The organism is Pseudomonas alvandae (assembly GCF_019141525.1).
GTDB lineage: Bacteria > Pseudomonadota > Gammaproteobacteria > Pseudomonadales > Pseudomonadaceae > Aquipseudomonas > Aquipseudomonas alvandae.
The window spans coordinates 4,964,550-4,982,827 of sequence record NZ_CP077080.1 but is presented as its reverse complement, the minus strand read 5'-3'; the positions used below and the strand labels follow the sequence as shown (position 1 = coordinate 4,982,827).

18 protein-coding genes, 1 tRNA gene and 1 pseudogene are annotated in these 18,278 nt (G+C 60.6%); 7 read left to right on the top strand and 13 right to left on the bottom strand.

Translation table 11 applies throughout. The features are described from left to right. Positions 1–12 precede the first annotated feature (12 nt). A complete protein-coding gene (locus KSS97_RS22035; protein ID WP_217860157.1) occupies positions 13–1,248 on the bottom strand; it encodes an aminotransferase class I/II-fold pyridoxal phosphate-dependent enzyme in 1,236 nt (411 codons plus the stop codon). A 443-nt stretch (positions 1,249–1,691) separates the two neighbouring features. Between KSS97_RS22035 and KSS97_RS22030 the strand changes: the two genes are divergently transcribed. From KSS97_RS22030 to KSS97_RS22020, 3 genes are all read left to right on the top strand, one after another. After that, entirely contained in the window at positions 1,692–3,041 is a 1,350-nt protein-coding gene (locus KSS97_RS22030; RefSeq protein ID WP_217860156.1) for a sensor domain-containing protein, read from the top strand. A 349-nt stretch (positions 3,042–3,390) separates the two neighbouring features. Beyond that, complete coding sequence (locus KSS97_RS22025) at positions 3,391–3,894, top strand: DUF4142 domain-containing protein (protein ID WP_030138466.1); 504 nt, start codon at positions 3,391–3,393, stop codon at positions 3,892–3,894. A 77-nt stretch (positions 3,895–3,971) separates the two neighbouring features. Then, entirely contained in the window at positions 3,972–4,880 is a 909-nt protein-coding gene (locus KSS97_RS22020; RefSeq protein WP_030138467.1) for an SDR family oxidoreductase, read from the top strand. 45 nt (positions 4,881–4,925) lie between these two features. Here the strand turns inward: KSS97_RS22020 and KSS97_RS22015 are convergent, their stop codons facing one another. Beyond that, positions 4,926–5,330, bottom strand: coding sequence for a low affinity iron permease family protein (locus tag KSS97_RS22015; RefSeq protein ID WP_030138468.1), 405 nt, complete (start codon positions 5,328–5,330; stop codon positions 4,926–4,928). 176 nt (positions 5,331–5,506) lie between these two features. On the opposite strand from KSS97_RS22015, the gene KSS97_RS22010 reads away from it, so the two are divergent. Next, the gene (locus KSS97_RS22010) at positions 5,507–5,653 is read left to right on the top strand and encodes a hypothetical protein (protein WP_217860155.1); all 147 of its coding nucleotides are present in this window, start codon (positions 5,507–5,509) and stop codon (positions 5,651–5,653) included. Between the two features lie 123 nt (positions 5,654–5,776). Here KSS97_RS22010 and KSS97_RS22005 read toward each other — a convergent pair whose 3' ends face one another. The 3 genes from KSS97_RS22005 to KSS97_RS21995 form a co-directional block, all read right to left on the bottom strand. Continuing rightward, positions 5,777–6,187 carry a type II toxin-antitoxin system HicB family antitoxin gene (locus KSS97_RS22005; protein WP_030138469.1) on the bottom strand — a complete coding sequence of 137 codons (411 nt, stop codon included), beginning with the start codon at positions 6,185–6,187 and terminating at the stop codon, positions 5,777–5,779. Next, positions 6,188–6,403, bottom strand: coding sequence for a type II toxin-antitoxin system HicA family toxin (locus KSS97_RS22000; RefSeq protein ID WP_217860154.1), 216 nt, complete (start codon positions 6,401–6,403; stop codon positions 6,188–6,190). 265 nt (positions 6,404–6,668) lie between these two features. Beyond that, a complete protein-coding gene (locus KSS97_RS21995) occupies positions 6,669–7,298 on the bottom strand; it encodes a LysE family translocator (protein ID WP_217860153.1) in 630 nt (209 codons plus the stop codon). 144 nt (positions 7,299–7,442) lie between these two features. On the opposite strand from KSS97_RS21995, the gene KSS97_RS21990 reads away from it, so the two are divergent. The 3 genes from KSS97_RS21990 to KSS97_RS21980 all read left to right on the top strand — a co-directional run bounded on the left by KSS97_RS21990 (position 7,443) and on the right by KSS97_RS21980 (position 8,620). Beyond that, positions 7,443–7,919, top strand: coding sequence for an Lrp/AsnC family transcriptional regulator (locus tag KSS97_RS21990; protein WP_198797118.1), 477 nt, complete (start codon positions 7,443–7,445; stop codon positions 7,917–7,919). 202 nt (positions 7,920–8,121) lie between these two features. Beyond that, a complete protein-coding gene (locus KSS97_RS21985; protein WP_217860152.1) occupies positions 8,122–8,316 on the top strand; it encodes a hypothetical protein in 195 nt (64 codons plus the stop codon). Between the two features lie 118 nt (positions 8,317–8,434). After that, on the top strand, positions 8,435–8,620 hold the full coding sequence (locus KSS97_RS21980; protein WP_217860151.1) for a hypothetical protein: 186 nt from the start codon (positions 8,435–8,437) through the stop codon (positions 8,618–8,620). Positions 8,621–8,662: 42 nt separating this feature from the next. Here KSS97_RS21980 and KSS97_RS21975 read toward each other — a convergent pair whose 3' ends face one another. The 8 genes and pseudogenes from KSS97_RS21975 to uca all read right to left on the bottom strand — a co-directional run bounded on the left by KSS97_RS21975 (position 8,663) and on the right by uca (position 18,047). Next, on the bottom strand, positions 8,663–9,223 hold the full coding sequence (locus tag KSS97_RS21975) for a hypothetical protein (protein ID WP_217860150.1): 561 nt from the start codon (positions 9,221–9,223) through the stop codon (positions 8,663–8,665). A gap of 121 nt (positions 9,224–9,344) precedes the next feature. After that, positions 9,345–9,418 (bottom strand) — tRNA-Gly (locus tag KSS97_RS21970). Between the two features lie 146 nt (positions 9,419–9,564). Beyond that, complete coding sequence (locus KSS97_RS21965; protein WP_030138315.1) at positions 9,565–10,449, bottom strand: alpha/beta fold hydrolase; 885 nt, start codon at positions 10,447–10,449, stop codon at positions 9,565–9,567. A 309-nt stretch (positions 10,450–10,758) separates the two neighbouring features. Beyond that, a complete protein-coding gene (locus tag KSS97_RS21960) occupies positions 10,759–11,451 on the bottom strand; it encodes a pseudouridine synthase (RefSeq protein ID WP_217860149.1) in 693 nt (230 codons plus the stop codon). 35 nt (positions 11,452–11,486) lie between these two features. After that, positions 11,487–11,705 (bottom strand): cysteine-rich CWC family protein, encoded by a 219-nt coding sequence (locus KSS97_RS21955; protein WP_217860148.1) that lies wholly within the window; start codon positions 11,703–11,705, stop codon positions 11,487–11,489. Next, a pseudogene (locus KSS97_RS21950) lies at positions 11,698–12,354 on the bottom strand (GGDEF domain-containing protein); the annotation flags it as partial. The pseudogene KSS97_RS21950 and the gene KSS97_RS21955, both read right to left, overlap by 8 nt. Before the next feature lie 211 nt (positions 12,355–12,565). Further along, entirely contained in the window at positions 12,566–14,344 is a 1,779-nt protein-coding gene (atzF, locus tag KSS97_RS21945; RefSeq protein ID WP_217860147.1) for an allophanate hydrolase, read from the bottom strand. 22 nt (positions 14,345–14,366) lie between these two features. Next, the gene (uca, locus tag KSS97_RS21940) at positions 14,367–18,047 is read right to left on the bottom strand and encodes an urea carboxylase (RefSeq protein WP_217860146.1); all 3,681 of its coding nucleotides are present in this window, start codon (positions 18,045–18,047) and stop codon (positions 14,367–14,369) included. Positions 18,048–18,278: the final 231 nt, after the last annotated feature.

The following is an 18,278-nucleotide window of genomic DNA, read 5'->3' as shown; positions in this document are numbered from 1 at the left end:
CAAGGGCTCGATTCAAGGGCGAGTGTCGCGCCCGTGGGCCAACAGCAGGTCAATGACCTGCTCGCAGAACGAACGGATCACCTCAGGCGTCATGTCGGCACGCAGGGTGATCCGGATCGCGGCTTTGTCTTGTGGCACCACGGGGAAAAAGACCGCTGAGGTGAAATACCCCAGTTCGGCGAGTTCAACCGCGAGACGCGTGGCCAGGACCGCCTCGCCGCAGTGCACCAGGCGAATCGCCATGGGGCTGGCGTACTGTTCGGTGCGGATAAGGCTGTCGAACAGCCGGATATTAGCTTGCAAACGCTCCTGCAACGAACTGAATTCGGGACTGCGGTGCAAGCGGATCGAGGCCATGCCTGCGCCGATAGCGGCCGAATTCAGGCTTTGCGACCAATTGCTTGGGCCGCCGTAACGTTGCACCAGGGTCTTGTGCCGTTCACTGCCAAACATGGCCAGTCCACCGCTGGCACCGAATGATTTGGCCAGCGAGGCGACAATCAGGGTGCGTTCGTCCACCGCCTGGATTCGCGATCGCACCAGGCCAATGCCGGAGGGCCCCACGGCGGACAACGCATGGGAATCGTCCAGATAAAGGAACAGGCCATGGCGCTGCTTGAGACACATCAGGCTATCCAGGTCCGCCATGCCGCCCATGCTGTAGGCGCTGTCCGCCACGTAGGTCACGTTAGCGTGGCGTTTGCACACGTCTTCGAGGAAGTCCATGTCGTTGTGTGGGCAGGTGATGACCTGGGTTTCATCCGCACAGGCGGCCTTGATATGGTTCATCGAGTAATGGGCCTGCTTGTCGAAGACCATGACCGGTGGTCGATTGCCGGTCAAGGCACCGCTGGCCAGCAACGGCAGTATTCCCGAGCTCGCTGCGCTGCAAGACAATGCACTGAGGCAACTGGCGCCGAACAACTCCGACAGTTGGCTTTCGTATTGGTCGAGGATTTCCAGCTTGCAGCGATTTTTCGAGTTGGCAACGCGCAGGGTTCCGGCTTCCCATAGCGCCGTCATGGCTCCATCCAGCAAGGCGGGGTGATAATCCAGGCCCAGGTAGGATGTCGTACAGAAGTGGTGGAAGGTCCGACCATGCTGGTCGACCAGCACATTGGGGCTCTCGATGTGCACATTCAATCCGGCGGCTTTTCCGGTGTCGGCGTTCTGCCAGTCCTGGTCCGCCAGGGAAATCACCTTGCGATAGTTGCTGAAGCGATGGGGTGGTAGCGCAGTCTGGTTCATGGTTCGAGTACATTCCTTGGTGATGCGTTGCTGTCCGTGGGTGTTTCACTTTGTGTGTATGTCGAGACTTTACAGACTGCTGGGCAGGGCTTTGAATCGGCTGTTTCCGGTGTATTTGAGAGTGATCGGAGAGTTCTACGTAGGACCTTGCCTAGGGAGATGGACGGGAAATCCATTTGCGGCGTGGGAGTAGGGTTTCGACCCGTGAATTTGCTGCGTTTGCTACCCTGCGCGCGTGGTCAACCCATTGAATATGGATTTCGCTTCGGTCTTGTCCATCGCGTGTTGGCAAAATGATGTCAATTTTCCAAGGGCGGTCCCATTGCCTGCGCTATCCTCATCGGTAATGTGGGTATACGTGGTTGCGCATGTCTGCAGGGCGGCGCGGATTGACGGATGCCCGGTTCTCCCATGGCTGTATCACCCGGATGGCTTACCGCGTCATGGATACTCGAAATCCCGCGCCGCTGGCCAGTTACCTCGATTTGTTGCTGGACGCCGTATGTGCCGTCGACGCCCAAGGCTGTTTCGTGTTCGTCAGTGCGGCGTGCGAGCGCATTCTGGGCTACACGCCACAGGAGCTGATCGGCCGGCGAATGATCGACCTGGTGCATCCCGCCGACCGCCAGCGGACCCTCGACGCTGCGCGGGAAATCATGGAGGGCGAGCCTAAGCTCAATTTCGAGAACCGCTACCTGCGCAAGGACGGTGGCGTGGTGCATATCCTGTGGTCGGCCCGCTGGTCGGAGGCTGACCAACTGCGCATCGCGGTGGCGCGTGACATCACCGAGCGCAAGCAGGCGGAGTCCCGTCAGGCGGCGTTGTATGCGATCTCCGAGGCAGCCCATGCCGCCGCCGACCTGCTGGCCTTGCTCAAGCGCGTCCACCTGATCATCGGCGAGTGGCTACCGGCGCTGAATTTTTCGGTGGCGCTGTATGACGAGCAATGCGAGCAGATCGACTTTGCGTATCACGTCGACGATCGAGAGCGACAACCCGAATTGCCCGGCACGATGATTGGACGCTTGTGCGCCGAAGTCATCCGCAGTGGTCAGCCGATCCTGCTCACCCCCGGTTGCAGTTCCTTGCCGGCAGAGTTCCATGACCTTGTGTCGACGCCGCAATCGCCTTGTTGGCTGGGTGTGCCGCTGAATTCTCAAAACGGTACGATCGGCGCCTTGATCGTCAAGAGTGCCCCGGACAGCGAACGCTACACCGAACAAGACAAGGAATTGCTGCAATACGTCTGTGCGCAGATCACCCTCGCCATCGAGCGCCAGCAATTGCACGCCCGGTTGCAGCACATGGCGCAGTACGACCAACTGACCCAGGTGCCCAATCGCGAGCTGCTGCGCGAGCGGTTCAAGGCTGCGCTGGCCACGGCCCGTGCCGCGTCGGGGCGGATGGCCTTGCTGTATATCGACCTGGATCGTTTCAAGCAGGTCAACGACACCTATGGCCACGGCGTTGGCGACATGTTGTTGCAAGCGGTGGCGAGTCGGCTCAGGGGCTGCATTCGCGAAATCGACACCGTCGCGCGCATCGGCGGTGATGAATTTGTCGTCTTGTTGCACAGCATCCAGAACGTCACAGACGCCGAGCGGGTGCAGGCAAAAATCCGCCGTGCATTGGCTGAGCCGCTGCGGCTGGATGGCCACTGCCTGAGTATCGAACCGAGCATCGGCGTGGCCTGCTTTCCCGACCATGGCACCGAAGACATCACCCTGTTCCGCCACGCCGACGAGGCGATGTACGCCGCCAAGCGTCACAACCACCGAGCCTTCGGCATCTGAGTCCGCGCCACCGTTCGTCGTGGCATTCGTGTGTTTTTCAAACCTTGAGACTTGGGCCATTTCCAATGAAATACGGGGCATGCGTGCCCGTCATTTCTTGCAATACGGAGGGCCGGGCCATGCGCGGGTCTAGCAACATTTATCCGGGAAACGTCGTCCACGATCGAACGAAGGTGTCCGAAGCAGGTCGCAAAAGTGGGAGAACCACCATCGCGAGCGTCGATAAAAGCCCGCTGAAGGCCGAGATTGGCCGCAAGCCGGGTCGCACGTCTCGCTGAATACCCAACGGTGGTTCTGATTTCTGCGACGGAAATTGCGTCGCGACTTTATTTCAGAGGAGGGCGCGACCATGAGCCGGATGGCCACCTTTTTACGCACCACCAGTGTTGTCGTGCTGATGGGCCTGGGTGCCAGCAGTGCCTGGGCCCAGTCACCTGTCGAATTCATCAACGATGCATCCGCCAAAGGCATGGCCGACATCGAGGCCAGCCGTGAGGCGCATTCGAAAGCGGAGTCACGGGAGGTCAAGGACTACACCATCATGGTGATCAACGACCGCACCACCGCCAACCAACATTTGGCGAAAATCGCCAAGAAGCTCGACTTGCCTGTCGCGCCACGGGAAGAGGTGGCGGACAAGGCCAAGACCCTGATGCCGCAGGTGGCCGAGGGCGAGTCGTTCGAAGCGGCTTATGCCGCCAGCCAGGTCAAGGCCACTGAAGAAGCCATCGAGCAGATCCAGCAGCAGGCCCAGACCACCGACGTGCCGGAGATCAAGGCGTTCGCTGACGAAACGCTGCCCAAGCTGCAGACCCATCTCGAGATGGCCAGGGCGTTGCAGGCCAGTCGCTGATCCACTGCGCCGACTTATGTTCAGGACCGGGGCGCCAACGTCCCGGCTCGTTTTGCCCGCAAGAAAGGAGAACCTCGATGTCTACACGCCGAGAACCCAACCAATACGCGATGCAGAATCCGCTGACCCAATACCCGCGTCCGGAATTTCCGGACCAGCCGCAGTCCCCGCCGGGCATCGACCAGGACATGCTGCCGCAACCCGATCATGGCGAAAAATCCTATCAAGGCTTCGGCCGCCTGGAAGGGCGCAAGGCACTGATCACCGGCGGTGACTCCGGGATCGGTCGCGCCGCCGCCATCGCCTACGCCCGGGAAGGCGCCGATGTCGCGATCAATTACCTGCCCAGCGAAGAGCGCGACGCCCAGCAAGTCATCGAACTGATCAAGGCTGAGGGCCGCAAGGCCATCGCCATCCCTGGCGACCTCAAGGATGAAGCGTTCTGTGCGCAAATGGTCAAGATGGCGCAACAGCAACTCGACGGCCTGGATATCCTGGTCAATGTCGCCGGTAAGCAGGAGGCGCAAAAAGACATCGCCGATATCACCACCGCGCAGTTCGACGACACCATGAAAACCAACATCTATGCGATGTTCTGGATCTGCAAGACTGCGGTGCCACTGATGCCGGCCGGTGCGACCATCATTAATACGGCGTCGATCCAATCCTACGATCCGTCCGCAACGCTGCTGGACTACGCCACCACCAAGGCGGCGATCGTGGCGTTTACCAAGGCATTGGCCGGGCAAGTCATCAGCAAGGGCATCCGTGTCAATGCAGTTGCGCCGGGGCCGATCTGGACCGTGCTGCAACCCAGCGGAGGACAACCTAGGGAGAAGATTCCTACGTTTGGCTCCCAGGTTCCGATGAAACGTCCCGGACAGCCTGCGGAATGCGCGCCGCTTTATGTGCTGCTTGCATCGCAAGAGTCGAGTTATATCACCGGGGAAGTGTTTGGCGTGACGGGAGGCAACCCGTTGCCCTGATGCGCAAAAAATGCGCGAGTGGCATGGACCACTCGCGCCTCTGCATCAGCACTGGTTCAAGTCGATCTTGTTCTTCTGCTCAATACCGTCAAGGCTCTTGGCTTCGTCTTTGCCCATGTCCTGATATTGCTTGCGCAGCGCTTCAAGTTGCTTGAGGTCCAGCGATTCGAGACCGAGCATTGCGTTCTGCGCGTCCTTGGACGCCCGCAGCAATTCATCGATTTTCAAATGCAAGATATCCGTATCGCGGTTCTGGGTGTTCTGGATCAGGAACACCATCAGGAAGGTGATGATGGTTGTCGAGGTGTTGATGATCAATTGCCAGGTGTCGTTGAAACCGAAGAAAGGTCCGCTGGCAGCCCAGAGCGCCAACAACACGATGGCCCCCAGGAATGTCTTGGGGCTCCCCGCCCAAAGGGACAGTTTTTGCGCGATTTTTGCGAACGTCATTGCCGTGTTTCCTTATGGGATGCACCTGTCTGGTGTGACAGCAACGAGTCGGTGAAAATTCTACTTACATTTCAACCGCAAACGTTCGTCGACGTTCATCGTCCGGCACGATGACAGTCGCAACCATTGCCACGCTCGCAGGTCACTCCTTAAAGCCCCCAGCATCGGAGTCCATCATGAATTTCGCCCGCACTTTTTGCCTCGCCTGCTGCCTGTTCGCCCTGCACGGCTGTTTTGACAACTCGGGTAACGAGACCAAGGACAACACCGACGGCACCAAATCTTCGGTGCAGATGCAGGAGTCCAAGCCGGAGAGCAAATAAGGACCAAACCTGTGGGACCGAGCTTGCTCGCGATGGCGTCAGATCAGCAGCCTCGCTGTCGACTGATTAGCCGCTATCGCGAGCAAGCTCGCTCCCACAGGTTTGTATTTTGTCAGCGGTTGCTCATCGCCCTTGTTGCAGCACCTTCAGCGCTGCCGATGCCAGGAAGCCGGAGCGGCTCTTCTCTTCAGGATGATTCAACACATATTCATCAATCCGGTTGAGCAGGTAGCCGGGCAACGTGATGTTGAGTTTCTGCGCCTTGCCCAGGTATTTGGTCACATCAATATCCACTAGCGCCCAGGTGCACCCGGCATATCGCGGATCGGCCGCGTGCAGGGTAACGGTATTGGCCGATGGAATCGGTGAGCCGTCTTCAGCGAGAATCTCGAAATGCCCCTCGATCGCCTCACGCGCCATCGCCATGGCCTCATCCAGGTCGTCACCTGCGGAAAAACAACCGGGAATATCCGGCACCTCAACACCCCAGGCGTGCTTGTCATCGCCCATGGAAATCGCAATCGGGTAAAGCATTCAATCGTCCTCCGGAAAAACGGGGCAACTGGCTGTCTGGAGAAGGGCCTGTTGCAAGATACTGATGGCCGTCTTCTTGAGCAGGTCCTTCTTGGGATGAGGAACCGTGACCAGCCCCGGTTTGGTCGGGTGCTTGAAGTGATGGTGACTGCCTCGGATACGCACCAGGTACCAACCATCCGCAACAGTTTGGCTTATCAAGAATCGGCTATTCACAACACCTCCCTGTGGTGTTATTGGTGGTTACTATACCTACTGATGAGGAATGATCAACACCATAACCACCGTGAGCGACGGTTGGGACTGGTGGGATCTGCGCTTGAAGTCTAGAAGCGGCGTCACACAAGGACGGGGAGAACGAGGGTGCCTTTATTTCAGGATGAGACGGGGGCTGGCGTGGCGAGGGAGCTTGCTCCCGCTGGGCGTGAAGCGGCCCCGATTTTGAGCCCGCTTCCCAATAGGACCCGTTTATCCACTGGACCTAGGACTGCTGCACAAACGTCAGCCGCACCGCAAAACCAATCAGCAAACTCCCAAACAACCATTGTTGCGCGCGCTGGGCCGAAGGCGAGCGTCGAAGCCAGCGTCCGAGTGCGACACCCACCAATGCATAGGCGGAATCGAACAGCAGGCCAACGCCGACCAGCACCATACCCAAGATTGCGAATTGCTCCAGCACCGGCCCGTCCTGTGGATGGATGAACTGCGGCAGCAACACCGAGCAAAACAGCAAGGCCTTGGGGTTGAGCAGGTTCGTCAGCAGGCCGCGCTGGATCGCCTGGTGCCATTGTCGCTTTCCGATCGCAGGTGCGTCTCCTTCGAAGCTGGGCAACAACGTCGTCCGCAAACATTGAAACCCGATCCAAGCCAGGTAAGCAGCCCCGGCCAGGCGCACCACATCGAAGGTCCAGGGTGCCGTCTTGAACAATACCGAGAGGCCCATCGCTGCCAACGCGACATGGCATGCCCGGGCAATCCCCAATCCTACCGCCGTCGCTAGCGCCGCGGCCCGGCCCTGACGGGCGCCGGTTTGCAGCACGAGAATCATGTCCGGCCCGGGCAACAGGTACGCCACCGTCAACGCCATGAAAAACAGCCAGAGCTCTGTCATCGCACACCCCCGCAATCAGTGAATTGAAGGTGTCAGTCTATGGCCGAAGGGCAGGGCAGGTGGTTGCGTACTCAGCTTCTAAAGCTTTAGAAATTGGCATAACCTGCCAAGTGGTTCAGTCATATAAATTGAAAATGCCAAATTATGAAACTTGACGGTTACGACCGCAAAATCCTGACGGCACTGCAACGGGACGGGCGGTTGAGCAATGTGCAACTGGCCGAAGAAATCGGCTTGTCGCCGTCACCGTGCCTGCGCCGTGTGCGGATGCTCGAAGAAGCGGGAGTGATTCGCGGCTATCAAGCCATCCTGGACCGCGATGAAGTAGGCCTTGGTATGACGATCTTTGTCGGCATCAAGGTCGAACGGCACACCGACGAAAGAGCCGAGGCGTTTCGTCAAGCAGTGACCGCACTGCCCGAGGTGATCTCGGCGTTCCTGGTGTCGGGCGAGTCAGACTTCCTGCTGCAGGTGGTGGTGCCCGACCTGCGGGCCTATGACCGGTTCGTCACAGGCAAGCTGCTGAAGCTGCCAGGAGTGAGTGATATTCGCAGCAATTTTGCAATTAACACGGTGAAGGCGCCGGGACCGTTGCCGTTGGGGCATTTGGCTGGGGGCTGAGGCCGTTGTCTGTCGTACGCAACTTGCTGGTTTTGCCTACAAACCACGCGGAAATCACCCACTATCCGTAACCGAGCAGATAGGAAATAGTGTTCCCCTCGAAATGAATGGCTGGCGATGAGCGATTGACGTGGGGCAGGCTCTCCCGGCTTCGCAGAAAGAGACGCTTAGCGCGGTGGCTTAACCCTTAAAAGGAGGATGGATGCTCCAGGACGACCGCGATAATTTGGAACTTGAGAAACTGCTGGTCGAACCCCGAAAATTGTTGGCTGAGACTCGTAAGCTTACGGCCGAGGAAACAAAGCTCAAGCATGAAGCCTTATGGTACCCGTACGCAGTTGGGGCAGCGGTAATGACCGCCATTGCCGCCGTTGTGGGTTTTGGGATTAGAATCTAAACGCTGGTTCGCCACGATGCGCCAATACTCACACTACGGTACTTGCGCTATTAAAGTACTGCGCTTTGCCCGGAGTAGTTCAAAACTCAGCAAGAGCCGCAGCCTGGAGGAGAAAGACGTGTCCACGCCTCGTAATTATCAAGAGAGCATCGAGCAATTGCATCAAGAGGTGGAAGCGCTAGCCGAAGAAATGAGGCGCCCGGCCCCGACTATAATCCGGGTTACGTTGCTGCCGTTCAGCATCGGTGCTGCGTTTGCCCTGACCATGTTTGCAGTTATCGCTTTTGCGTTGAAGCATGTTTGATTCTCGCTAAATCAAATCATCGGTGTGGTCCCCTGACGTACGCTACAAAGCTCCTGCCGCGCAACGTCTCGCAATCGCCTTCAGCATGCGCCGACGGATGAGGCCACTGACCGGACGAATCAAATACCAATACGCAGTAAAACTTCGCAATGCATCAGCATCGATGCACTGTACCCGTGTCTGGGTAGTGACTCTTGTCAGACCCGGTTGTAGGGACTGACAGGTGAAGTTTATCGCCAGCTTCACATTGCCCGGTTCGTTGAAGGCCTCGAACGCTTCGGCATTCGCGATGGAGACTTGGCCGTAGTCGGCTTTCCAGAGCTTGCCGGCGAGCCCGTAGGCAATCTCTGCGTCGCCATTGCGCTGGAGCAGCGTGAAGTTGTCCAGGCCGAATGACGCGGATTGATCGGCGCGGTGGGATTGAGAATGGCCCAACAGGCGCATCGGCAACTCGCGAAGCTTGATTGCGTACCGAAACAATCGGACGTCTTCGGGGCGATGGGCCAGGATTGCCGCCATTGCGCTGGGCGGATCTGTCGGAACGTCCAAGGCATGGAGTTCCCGAAATTGGTACGCAGGCAGGTATGAGTCGATCAGGTGCATCCTTGCTTCCTTCTATATTTGCTGAAATTCCACAAATCGCAGACCAAAAAAAACCGGCCACCAAGAGCCGGTTTTTTTAATCCCCTGTCAAAACCACCACGACGCAGGATCTGAATTCGATTGGAGCGGGTGAAGGGAATCGAACCCTCGTTATCAGCTTGGGAAGCTGGAGTAATGCCATTATACGACACCCGCTCAGAGCGGCTAACTTTGTACCAGATGTCGCCTTGGATTTGAAGTTTTTCTTTCCGGACGGTGAGGTTGTCCGTCTGCGCAAGCCTCAAAGCAGAGCGGTCTTCGCGGGCAAGCCTCGTTGTCGGAGGCTCGCCCGCGATGACTTTTCAGATAGCCAGTGCATGGTAGTCCTGCACATAGCTGTAGCGCGGTCGGCTTTCGTGGCGGGTCGGCTTGAGGAAGCCCAGCAACGCGTCGCGGCTGTCGCGGCAGGCGGCTTTGTGTTCCATGTCCAGGAAGTGCCCGGTGGCTTGCAGCGTGGTGAAGGTGCTGTGCTGGACGTGGTCGGCAAAGAGCCTGGCGTCGGTGGCAGAGGTGTATTCGTCCCATTCACCGTTCAGGAACAGCACCGGAACGTTGACCTTCTTGGCGGCGTTGACGTAGCACTGCTGGTCGCTGTGGAGCACGTCGCTGATGTGGAAGTGCATCTGCCCGTATTCGTGCTCGGCCAGGCTGCTGACGTGGCGATAGTTGAAGCGCTTGAACAGTGGCGGCAGGTGCTTGCCGATCGTGTTGTTGACCAGGTGGCCGACACGGTCGCCGTCCAGGCTGCTCAAGTAATCCACACCGCGTTCGAGGTAGTCGCGCATCGGCGCGTTGAGCACCGGTGAGAACGAACTGATCACGGCTTTTTCGATGCGCCGTGGCCGTTGCGCCAGGGCACTCAGCGTGGCGGCGCCGCCCCAGGAAAACGACAGCACATGCTCGGCGGCGAAGTGGTCGATCAATTCCAGGAGAATCTGACCTTCGATTTCCTTCGTGAGCATTTTCTCGTGGCGGTTGTGGGCCTTGGACTTGCCCGCGTAGGGCTGGTCGTACAACACAACGTTGAATTGCGGGTAGAGGTTTTTCGCGGTCTGAGCAAACGACGCGGTGGTGGCCATCGAGCCGTTGACCAGGATAATGGTCTTTTGCGCGGCGTCTGCGCGATAGAACTCCGTGTAAACCCGATACTGACCCTGTATATCCAGCACAGCGATTTCTGGCCTCATGTCATAAGACTCCTGGCAAGCGGGTATGCGCGCAATGAGATTGCACGGGCAATGTGACAGGTAGGCATTCGCCTGGAAGATAAGGCCCATGTCGATCCATGACAGCCGGTCGACGGGTGTTGTTATGGCGGGCAGTTTGCCGACGCATGAGGCGGAACCTGAGGGCTCCAGCCGGCAAAAAGTTTCTTAGAGGTATGGTGTGACTCGTCGGTCACATTTCGGCCGACGGTTTGATTCAAGCAGGGGGGCGGCGGTTGCGCAAGTGCTCATTGAAAATTGTTCGACACTTCTGCCCAGCGGTCATTTCCTTCAGATCAGGCAGATTTCTTCCGGGCCCAGGGCCCGATATCCGCCGGGCTCCAGATGGGCGTCCAGTACCAGCGGGCCCATCCGTTCGCGATGCAGGCGCAGCACTTTATTGTTGAAGTGACCGAACATGCGCTTGACCTGGTGATAGCGCCCTTCAACGATGCTCAACCGTGCGGACGTCGGTCCTAGCAGCGTCAGTTCCGCCGGTTGGGTGGTGAGGTCCTCGAACGCGAAATACAGGCCTTGGGCGAAGGTGACGGCGTACTCGGCGGTGATGGTTTGTTCGGTCTCGACGTAGTAGACCTTCGGCAGCTTGGTCTGCGGTTGGGTCAGGCGCCGCGACCAACTGCCGTCATTGGTGATCAGCATCAGCCCGGTGGTGTTGAAATCCAGGCGACCGGCGATGTGCAGGTCATCCTTGTCCGGTTCGTCGAGCAAGTCGAGCACGGTACGGTGCTGCGGATCGCGTGTGGCGCTGACGCAGCCGGGCGGCTTGTGCAGCATGAAATACCGCGCCGGTCGCCCTGCTTGGAGCACTTCGTCATCCACCTCGACGCGGCTGAATTCGCGCACGTGTGCCTGTGGATCGATGACGGTCTGGCCGTCGATCCGTACGCGACGCTCCACCAACAAGAGGCGGACCTGTTGGCGGTTGAACCGCGGCAGATTGCTGAGGAATCGGTCAACGCGCATGGGCAGTACGGGCTAGGAGGCGGAGGGCCGGCATCTTACGCGATCGGTCGGGGCTTGGCGCGCAGTTGGTCATCCACGCGGGCGCACCGTGGGCACAGGCAGGATTTGTCGCGCAGCTCGGCCGGCAATGCCTGGAGCACCGCCGGGTCGATGCTCACGCCGTAGCACCAGCAGGCGCGATCGGCGGTTTCCGGGGCGGCGAGGGCGCAGTCATTGACGGCACCGCAGGCCGGACAGAGGTCAAGTTTATTCATAGCTGGAGTGAGGCATTTCCACGCAGGTTCGATTGCTCCCGGTCTGTCGGGCGCGCTGCAGCGCATGATCGGCCCGGGACAGCAGGCTGTGCAAGGTGTCTTGATCCTGCAGGGTGGTGACGCCGATGCTGATGGTGACCCGCAATTGTTTGCCGCTGCAAAAATAGCGCTGCTGCTCGATGCGCTGGCGAATCTTCTCGGCGATCTTCAGACCGTTCTGGCCGTCGGTGTCCTTGAGCAGCAGGGCGAAAGCATCGGTGCTCCAGCGGCAGATAATGTCCGAATGTCGCAGGTTATCGGTCAGGTCACGGGCGAGGCCGGTCAACAATTGATCGCTGGCGATGTGGCCATGGGTGGTGTCCAGTTGTTTGAAGTTGTCCACCTCCAGCAACAGGGCGCTCAAGGGCTTGGGCTCGCGCTGGGCTTCGTGCAGGGCTTGCACCGCCAGCAGGTCGAAACCCCGGCGATTCGGCAGTTCGGTCAGGCCGTCGAGAATGGCTTGGGCGTCGATCCGGCGCTGGTAGCTGGCAATCAACCGATAGAGCACCACGAGGGCGGCCGCTGTCACCAGCACGCCGATCAGCAGATTGAGGTAAAACGCCTTGAGGGCATTGTCCCGCAGCGAGGTGTTGGCGACGTAATAGCCCAGCAGTGAGGTCACCAGGAAGCCGGCACAGAGCAAAATGGTCAACAGCAGCAATGGTGAGCGAGGGGAATACAACGGCGAGCGAAGCGACATGGCGATTCCCTTGAAGTGACCCAATGGAATCAGTTTAGTGGCCTTGCGGAAAAAGGTATCTGGATTTGCAGTTTGTGGACGCTGTGGTGAGCGAGTGTGCTCTCCCACCACAGGTTCACCGCTATTTCTGACTGCGCAGGTAAGTTCGCCAACCTCCCAGGTGACTGATGTCCTGCGCGCCGTCCAGGCCATACGGCTCGCAAATGAAACCGCTTTCCCAGCGGCCGTCGGCCAGTTGCACCTTGCCCAGCCCAAGCGGCGCGGGAATACCAGTCAGGAACGAGCCCAATTCACTGCTCGGCAGTTCCCAGACTTCCACTTCAATCGCCACGCCACCCTCGTAGACGCGAAGCATGCCGGGACGCAATGGTGGGCCGCCGGCCAGGGCATAGAGGCGGTAATCCGGCGAGCTGAGGGTCGTCTCGATCAGATGCGCGCCACGCTGCTTGAGTTGCCCGTTCAGTGCCAACCCATCCAGATGCGCGCCGCACACCACCAATCGAGCCCGATCATGGCGCGCCGGATGGGCGGGTGTTGGCAGGCCAGGCAGTTGCTGGCGTTGCAAGGCGTCAGCCACGCCCAGCAGGTATTGATCGGTGAAAGCCCGGCCGAACAGCGTGACGCCCCAAGGCAGACCATTGGCCATGAAAGCGCTGGGCACGGCCACGGCGGCGTAGTCCAGCAGGTTCATGAAGTTGGTGTAGTAACCCAGCTCCGCGTTGCGCAGCAGCGGTTCGGCAGCGAGTTCGGCGAGCGTCACCGGGCGCCCGATGGTCGGGGTGAGCACGCAATCGAGGGCTTCCATCGCACGGTCGCATCGGGCCTTGAGCGCTTGCAGGCGGTACTGGGCGCGGAAGGTTTCGACACCCGTCACCGTAGGCGCTTTCGCCAAGACGGCGCGGATCACCGGCAACACCGCGTCGGGTTCGCGCTCGATCAATTCGCCGGCGATGCTGTAGCGTTCGGCGACCCAGGGCCCCTCGTAGAGCAAGCGTGCGGCTTCGAGGAAGGGCGACATGTCCAGCTCGACGGCTTCGCCGCCCAGGCGTTCGAGGCGCTCGATGGCTTCGTGGAACAACCGTGGGCCTTCGTCACAGCCGAAAAAATCGAGGTCTTGCCAACGGGGCACGCCGAAGCGAAAGCGTCGTGGCGCGCCGAACGCCGAGCCGTCGTTCCATTGCGGGTTGCGGCGGCTGTATTCGTCGCGCGGGTCGAGGTGTGCAGTCAGTGCCAATAGCTGGCTGGCTTCCCTCGCCGTCGCGGTGAACGTGGTCACGCAATCCAGCGTTCGGCAGGCCGGCACTACGCCTGCGGTGGAAATCAAACCTTTGGTGGCTTTCAGTCCGACCAGATTGTTCAACGCCGCAGGCACCCGACCGGAGCCTGCGGTGTCGGTGCCCAAGGCAAAACTTGTCAGACCCAGGGCCACCGCCAGCGGCGAGCCGGCACTCGAGCCACCCGACGGGTAATCCGCCAGCACGCTGTTGCGACAGGCACCGTAGGGGGTGCGGGTGCCGTTGAGCCCGGTGGCGAATTGATCGAGGTTGGTCTTGCCCAGGGGGACAGCCCCCAGCGCCAGCAACTGCTCGACCACCGTCGCCGAACGTTTTGGCACGTAGGCAAACGCCGGGCAGGCGGCGGTGGTGGGAATGCCGGCCAGGTCAATGTTGTCCTTGATCGCAAACGGCACGCCATACAGCGGCAGGCTTTCCGGGTCGGCGCCTTCCAATGCTGTCAGGAAGGGTTCCAGTTCCTCGGGCGACAGCAGGTGGATGAACAGGTGATAGTCCGGGTTGAGCGCAGCGGCTTTTTCCCGCAGGGCAAGCAGCAGTTTGCGCGGTGTGATATTGCCGTTGCGGTAGGCGTCGCGCAGGTTGTCCAGACGCAGAGAGAGGTTCATCGCATTAATCCCTTGATTGAGTTCAGTCACGTTCCAGCACCACGACACGCTGTCCGGCGCGCACCGCCGAACCGGGTTGGACGCGCACCTCGCGAACCACGCCGGCCATCGGCGCAAGCACCGGGATCTCCATCTTCATGGACTCCAGGATCACCAACACGTCACCGGCGGCGACCCGCGTGCCCACTTCTATTTGGACTTGCCAGAGATTGCCGGCGATGTGGCTGTCGACGCTCAATTGGTCCTCGCCCAGCAACGTCTCTTCGCTCGGCGCGGGTGCCGGTTCCTCGCTGTCGAAATGCGCCTGGCCGCTGGCGATCCAACGCTCGCGCTCGGCCTTGAAGGCTTGTTGTTGCTGCTGACGAAACGCGGCGATGCTGTCCGCTTCCCGGGCCAGGAAACCCTGATAGTCGGCGAGGTTGAGCTGGCTGTATTCGATGTTCAGGTCGAAGCGGCCCAAGGGGAAATCCCGCCGGATGCGCAATAGCTCATCGGCACTAACCGGATAGAAGCGGATCTGGTCGAAGAACCGCAGCAGCCAGGGCTTGCCGTCAAACGCGGCCACCTCCCGGTAGCGATTCCACATCTGCAACGTGCGCCCGACGAACTGATAGCCGCCCGGACCTTCCATGCCGTACACGCACATATAGGCGCCGCCGATGCCCACCGAGTTTTCCGCGGTCCAGGTCCGGGCCGGGTTGTATTTGGTGGTCACCAGCCGATGCCGTGGGTCGAGCGGCGTGGCGACTGGCGCCCCGAGGTAGACGTCCCCCAGGCCCATCACCAGATAGCTCGCGTCGAATACCGTGCGTTGCACTTCGTCGAGGTTGGGCAGGTCGTTGATGCGCCGGATAAACTCCAGATTGCTTGGGCACCAAGGGGCGTCCTTGCGCACGGTGGTCATGTATTTTTCGATGGCCAATTGGCAGGCCGGGTCGTCCCAGGACAGCGGCAGGTGGACGATGCGCGAAGGCACTTGCAGGTCTTGCGCGGCGCACACGGCGTCCCATTCACCGGCGACGATAGCCAACAAATCGGCCAGCGGCAGTTGTTCGGGCTGGTAATGCACTTGCAGCGAGCGAATGCCCGGCGTCAGGTCGATCACACCGTGCAGGTGCTTTTGTTCCAGGGCCTGCATCAAGGCGTGGGCGCGGAAGCGCAGCACCAGGTCCAGTTCGGGGGCGCCGATTTCTAGCAGTAGGTGGGTGTCGCCGGACACGCGCGCGACCAGGCGGGTATCGTCCTGGCCGATATCCAGCACCACGGGTGACACCAATGTTTGTGTATCCCCAAAACCTGTGGCGAGGGAGCTTGCTCCCGCTGGGTCGCGCAGCGGCCCCGACTTTTCACCGGTAAGCGTGTTGTCCGGCGAGCGCTGCGCACTCGAGCGGGAGCAAGCTCCCTCGCCACAGGGGAAATCCATTGCCAGTGCGCGCGCGGTCTCCAAGTCCACCGGCACAAACCGCACCTTGTCCCCCGCCTTGAGCTGGCCCAACTGCCAAAGGTCCGCCTCGATCACCGTCACCGGGCAGACGAAGCCACCCAGGCTCGGGCCGTCGGGGCCGAGGATGACGGGCATGTCGCCGGTGAAATCCACGGCACCGATGGCGTAGGGATTGTCATGGATGTTGGACGGGTGCAGGCCTGCTTCGCCGCCGTCGGCCCGGACCCATTCCGGCTTCGGCCCGATCAGGCGCACGCCGGTTCGGCTGGAGTTGAAATGCACCTCCCATGAGGTGTCGAAAAACGTCTGGATGTAGCGTTCGGTGAAATATTCCGGCGCGCCATGCGGGCCGTAGATCACGCGGATCTGCCGCACGGCTGGCAAGAGCAGAGGCGGCTCGTCCACCATCGGCCACACGGCGCGCTCATCCAGCGCAGCCAGGTGCAGCACGTCGCCGGTGCACAGCGCGCGTCCGCCATGGCCACCGAATTGGCCGAGGGTGAAGGTGCTTTTGCTGCCGAGGTAGTCCGGCACTTGCAAGCCACCTTGCACGCACAAATAGCTGCGCGCCCCGGCGCCGCTGATGGTGCCCAGGGCCAGTGTTGACCCGGCAGTGATCGACAACGGGGTGTTCATCGGCACCGCTTCGCCGTCCAGGGCCAGGGCAATTTGCGCACCGGTCACCGTCACCCGGGCGTTGCAGTTGAAGCGCAGCAAAGGTCCGCTCATGGTGATCTCCAGCGCCGCCGCACCTTCGTCATTGCCCAGTAGTCGATTGCCCAAGCGCAGCGAGCGGCTGTCCATCGGTCCCGACGGCGGTACGCCCACCGCCCAATAACCGAGGCGGCCGGGGTAATCCTGGATGCTGGTCTGGGTGCCGGGGCTGAGCACTTCAAAAGTGTTGGCGCGGTAGGCCAGGGTTTCCAGGCAGCGCGTCCAGGGCTGGCCGTTGGCGAAGGGGGCGTCGAGAAGGATTTGTTGCAGGTAGATGCGGTTGGTTTCGACGCCGTATAGCAGACAGTCTTCCAACGCTTGATGCAGGCCCTTGCGCGCCTGCTCGCGGGTCGGGGCCCAGCGAATCACCTTGGCGATCATCGGATCGAAGTAGGGCGGGATCTGACAGCCTGCCTCGACCCACGTGTCGATGCGCAGTGCCTTGCCGTCGGCCTGAGGAAACGCCACCGCCGTGAGCAGCCCTGGGCTTGGCTGGAAATCCCGACCCGGATCCTCGGCATACAGGCGCGCCTGGATCGCGTGGCCGCAGGCTTTCAAACCCAGGCTCAGTTCGCTCAGTGGCGGCAGCTCACCGGCGGCCAATTGCACCATCCAGCGCACCAGGTCGACGTCCCAGACCTGCTCGGTGACGCCATGCTCAACTTGCAGCCGCGTGTTCACCTCCAGGAAGTAGAAGCGCCCGGCGTCACTGTCGTAGACGAACTCCACGGTGCCCGCGCTGCGGTAGTTCACCGCCCGGGCCAGTTTGATCGCCGCCGCGCAGAGTTCCTCGGCCATGCCTTCGGGCAGGTTGGGTGCCGGGGTTTCCTCAAGGACTTTCTGGTTGCGCCGTTGCACCGAGCAATCGCGCACGCCCAGGGCGATCACTTGGCCCTGGCCGTCGCCGAAAACTTGCACCTCCAGGTGACGAGCCCGTTCGATGTACTTCTCGATGAACACGCCGGCGTCGCTGAAGTTGTTCTGCCCGAGGCGTTTGACCGCTTCGAAGGATTCGCTCAACTCGGCGGCGCTACGGCACACGCGCATGCCGATTCCGCCGCCGCCCGCCGTGCTTTTGAGCATGACCGGATAACCGACCTGCGTTCCGGCCAGCAGCGCGACGTCGAGGCTGTCGAGCAACTCAGTGCCTTCAAGCAGCGGCACGCCGTGCTGGCGGGCGAGGTCTCGTGCGGTGTGTTTGAGACCGAACACGCGCAGTTGCTCCGGTGTCGGCCCGATGAAGGCAATATTCGCGGCCTCGCAGGCTTCGGCGAAAGCGGCGTTTTCCGAGAGGAAGCCGTAGCCGGGATGAATCGCCGTCGCGCCGCTGCTCTTGGCAATCGCCAGCAGCTTATCCACCGCCAGGTACGTACCGGCCGCCGCGCCTTCGCCCAGGCAGTGGGCTTCGTCGGCCTGGAGGATGTGCAGGCTGGCAGCGTCGGCTTGGGAGTACACCGCGACGCCCTGGACATTCAATTCGCGCAACGTCCGCAGGATGCGGCAGGCGATGGCGCCACGGTTGGCGATGAGGATTTTTTCGAACATGGCATTGCCCCCTCAGGCATGCGTGCTGCCTGAACTGGGATGCGGGCCGTCCCGCAGTTTTCGATGGCCGCCGGGGTCGTCCCCGGCGGCAAACCTTCCTTAAAACACCGCCAGACCTTGTGGGAGCGAGCTTGCTCGCGATAGCGGCGGCCCATTCAACCTTGATGTAACTGACGACCGCTATCGCGAGCAAGCTCGCTCCCGCAGGGGATCAGGGCGTTATTTGATGCA